4 protein-coding genes are annotated in these 3934 nt (G+C 51.6%); 3 read left to right on the forward strand and 1 reads right to left on the reverse strand.

Translation table 11 applies throughout. The features are described from left to right. The coding region (locus ACOSYY_RS11010) for an AI-2E family transporter (protein ID WP_421662408.1) at window positions 1-890 on the reverse strand (890 nt) is incomplete at its 3' end. 735 nt (window positions 891-1625) lie between these two features. On the opposite strand from ACOSYY_RS11010, the gene ACOSYY_RS11015 reads away from it, so the two are divergent. From ACOSYY_RS11015 to ACOSYY_RS11025, 3 genes are read left to right on the forward strand one after another with little or no spacing between them, the layout of a single operon-like run. Beyond that, window positions 1626-2117 carry a PRC-barrel domain-containing protein gene (locus ACOSYY_RS11015; protein WP_421662409.1) on the forward strand — a complete coding sequence of 164 codons (492 nt, stop codon included), beginning with the start codon at window positions 1626-1628 and terminating at the stop codon, window positions 2115-2117. After that, a complete protein-coding gene (smbP, locus tag ACOSYY_RS11020) occupies window positions 2114-3067 on the forward strand; it encodes a small metal-binding protein SmbP (protein WP_421662410.1) in 954 nt (317 codons plus the stop codon). The genes ACOSYY_RS11015 and smbP overlap by 4 nt, the downstream gene beginning before the upstream one ends. Window positions 3068-3118: 51 nt before the next feature. Then, the gene (locus ACOSYY_RS11025) at window positions 3119-3793 is read left to right on the forward strand and encodes a PRC-barrel domain-containing protein (protein WP_421662411.1); all 675 of its coding nucleotides are present in this window, start codon (window positions 3119-3121) and stop codon (window positions 3791-3793) included. The last annotated feature ends 141 nt before the right edge of the window (window positions 3794-3934 follow it).

Below are 3934 nucleotides of genomic sequence, written 5' to 3' on the forward strand. Positions count from 1 at the left end.
GAAACGCTCGGCCATAAAAGGATTGCCATCCATCCGGTTTCTACGGACTGCCCGGCGGTCACGGCATCGGCATACTTCAATATGACGGCTAAGGGCCATCCGATGGCGGAGAGATATGGCACCAAGGAGGCCAGACCTGTGGCCACTCCCAGAAGGAACCAATAGGGGACATCGGTTAATGCCCAGCCTACTGCATACAACACAGCGGTGATGACCGCGATGAGGAAACGTTCGAAGAAAAAGCCTCGCACGGCTATATCCATTCGGCGCAACACATGCAGAGTATGCGGTCGATGCGCAATAGGTATCAGGGGAACGACGGTCCGACTCATGCTCTCAAAATGCCAGGCAAAGAAGAAAAAGTAGATTGGGATCAAGATCATATAGAAGGCGGCATTGACCGTGATCCCCAGCAGCTGTCCCAGCAGGCCGAAGGCATGACCAGTCCCCAAGAGAATAGGCTGGAGCGTCGTGAGCGGGTCGTTAGTCAGACGTCCGAGGAGATCTCCAAAACTTAACGACCAGCCGCTGAATAGAGGTTCATAACGTTCTGAGATATTGCGCGCGTAGACCGGAATCTTCTGTATGAGTGACTGGGCTTGCTCCATCAAAAGGGGCACGAGCCACAGCCCAATACCAATGCCGGCGAGAGCCAAGATAAACATAAGAACTCCCACCGTGACGGGACGTGGAATCGACCAGCGCGTGAAAGAATGACCGACGAATGGATTGACCAGATAGGCGAATAAGAGCGCAATAAATACAGGAAAGAACACGCTGTTTAATTCAAAAAGGAACCAGACCAACCCGGCGATGACGCCGAGGATGAACAGGTCGCGAATGGGCTGGATTTCCCACAGGTGCCGGTCGATCCCTGGCTTGTCACGCATAGGTTCGTCTGTTGGCGAGGATGTCGTCGCTGTCACGGTTTTGGACGCAGGAGGAAGTGAACTCATCGAATCATTGTGTCTCCACGCGCAATAGTGACGTCGGATCGTATCCCTTTTATGCCATCGCGAACGGTCAGTACCAAATCCATCGAAACGATGATGAGAAGGAAGAAAGAAGAGAATGAAAACTGCATTGAGATTGAGCTATTGAGATAAGCCGACATCATTTCTTCAGGTGCCTACAACTCTACTATCATCAACCATCAACAGCCAGGTAGCAGTTGTAGAGTTCTCGGATAACATGCCACCGGAATATACAGGAGTGTGCTTGCCTAAACAATGCAAGTGAGGTGCCTAGTATGTGAGCAGTCCTTCTGATAGGCATCAATCACTGGGTCTTTATGAACCGCTCTTTCATGGAAGACTTGTCTCATGACAGACATCTTGTCCGAGCATGTCTGGGGAGAGTCCTTTTATTTTTCCTTTGCCTTTCTTTTCTCGTGCTATTGGACAAGCATCCCGCGATAGCTTGAAGGGCGGTCTTTAGGTTGAAATACCAGAAGGAAAAATGAAAGGCACCAGGCGGCCTATGTTTTGCAGAAGTGCTTTTATAGAGAGTCTCCGGTTTACCGGTTTAAATGTGAGCGGAGCGAGTACATGACAAAGAGATATGCAGATAGCACGTCAATCACTATCCGACTGATACACCTTCCCACAATGGGGTGTGGGATCGTCATGCTGATGTTTTTGGTGTTTGTTGGCGTAGGGAGCCTGGCCCATGCCGAGGAGCAATCGGTGAAGATCTCGAATTCCACGGATATGATCGGCAAACTCGTGAAAAATTCTGATGGGAAGAATCTCGGAAAGATCAAGGACTTGATAATTAACTGGCGGAACGACGGTTACATTGAATATGCCGTGCTGTCGTTCGGTGGATTTTTTGGATTAGGAGATGAATATGTTGCCGTCCCGGGGGAAGCATTAGCGCTGAGCGATAACAAGGAACACTTCGTGCTGGATACGACGGAAGAACATCTTAAAGTTGTCCATGGGTTTGTGGCGCATCACTTTTACGACCGCTCGTCGGTTGTCGCCCAGCGAGGTGATCGGTCGACTGCCGCTCCATCCGCCCACATGAGGACGGGCGACACCGGGTCTGATTTGAATGTATCGGTCGCCAGGTCGTTTGGTATGCCGAATGCCACGGAAGCGGAGTTCCACAGATGACAGATGGATGTCATGACGATACGCCGGAGACGGTTGAAGATATGGTTTCAAAGCATGCCGTTGTGAAAGATGAGACGAAATGGTTGGCAGAGGTACACCATTCACAATTAAGGAGGCGCCGGATCATGCAGCCGGTTCGAATCATAGTCAGTATTACAGTGATAACTCTATTGAGCTTCGTTGTCCACTGGACACAGGCTCATGCACTGCTTCGCGAAGACAAACAACTGGTGGGAGCGACAAAGGCAAGTGACCTAATCGGCAAGGAAGTGACGAATCTGCAGGGGAAGAACTTAGGTGAGATCAAAGACTTGGTCATCAATTGGAGAAGTGGGGGTTATATCGAATATGCCGTTCTCTCCTTCGGTGGATTTCTGGGCCTCGGCGATAAGTACTTTGCAGTGCCGTGGGAAGTTATGGCGTTGAGCGGCGACAAGGAACAATTCATCCTCAATGTGAAAGAGGAGCGCCTGAAAAATGCGCCAGGGTTCGACAAAGACAATTGGCCTGATATGTCGCGTCCAGAGTGGGCCCTAGTAGTCTATCAGTTCTATGGATTGGACCCCACTCACTCGAAGCCTGTCGACCGATCCAAGTCCGCCGAAGCGTCTCAAACAATGAGCGGTGACGTCCCTGATTTCACCAATGCAGTGCGCGAGGCGCTGAATCACGCCATGGAAGCGGAATCGGCGGGAAAGAAGGGCAAGTCGGATGCATTGGTAAACCATGCCAAGAAGTCGCTCGATTCGGCCAAGCGCGCGCAGCGGAGCGGTCATAACGAACGTCTCAATGAAGGGGTCTATGCGTTGGGCGAAGCCATCGAACATGGAGAGAAACAACAAACCGCCGATGCGACCGAACACATGATGCACGCCATTATGAAGCTCTCGCAATCGGCCGAGCTACAGATACCGGACGGCATTGCGACCGGTCGATCAATCACTAACTGAACGTTCGGAAGTCCATATTTCACTATTGATAACACACAGATGGAGGTCGCTATGAAGAAGGAGAGTAACCGATTGTGCCGTACGAGGCTCATTGCCGCGATTGCCGCAATAGTGCTCACACCGGTTTGGGTCTTCGCCGAGGGAAGTCGCACCCCAGGCCACGGTGACGCGATGTCCGACCCGAGCATGAATCAGCCGTCATCTTTTGAAGAAAGAGCAACCGATATGACTGGCGGCCGAGAGGGGATCGTCGGGAAATATGACGTTGTGCCTGTGCGTCATGGGGAGTTAGTCGACGAAAAGGGAGTGCACTTGGATCAAACCGTGAAAAATAAGAAAGGAGAGACACTCGGCACCATCGAGAAGTTACTGAAAGACACCAAAACGGGAAAGATCGAGTATGCGGTGCTTGAGTTGGAAGAGACCAAGTATCAGCTGCCCCTCCAATGGTATCAGTTCAAACAGGAAAAAGGCCATCTGACATTGAATGCCTCTCCAAAAGATTTGCATCCCATCACGAGTTCTGTCTATTCCAAAGATATGTCACCGGACGTCTCCCAGTACATGAACGACATCAATAAGGTCCGCGAGCAACCGAAGGCAAAGGGCGAAGGTCCGGGTGCCCCAGGCGTTCCGTTTGAATCCGTGGGTGGCTTTGGCTCATCAGGCCCTCCACCCGGTCCGGCTCCGGGTTATGAAGGCGACAATCCGAGCAGCAAACGATAAAAAGGTCGAGCGAGGCGTCTGTGCGACGCCTCGCTTTTGTGCTGCTCTCCGAGAAGAGGTGTTCCATGAAAGGCACTGTTGGGTTCTGGCTCGGATGTGCGCTCCTCTCGATTGTCGTGAGAGGGTGTAACCGGTATCAGG

The sequence above is a fragment of the Nitrospira sp. BLG_2 genome, assembly GCF_049222245.1.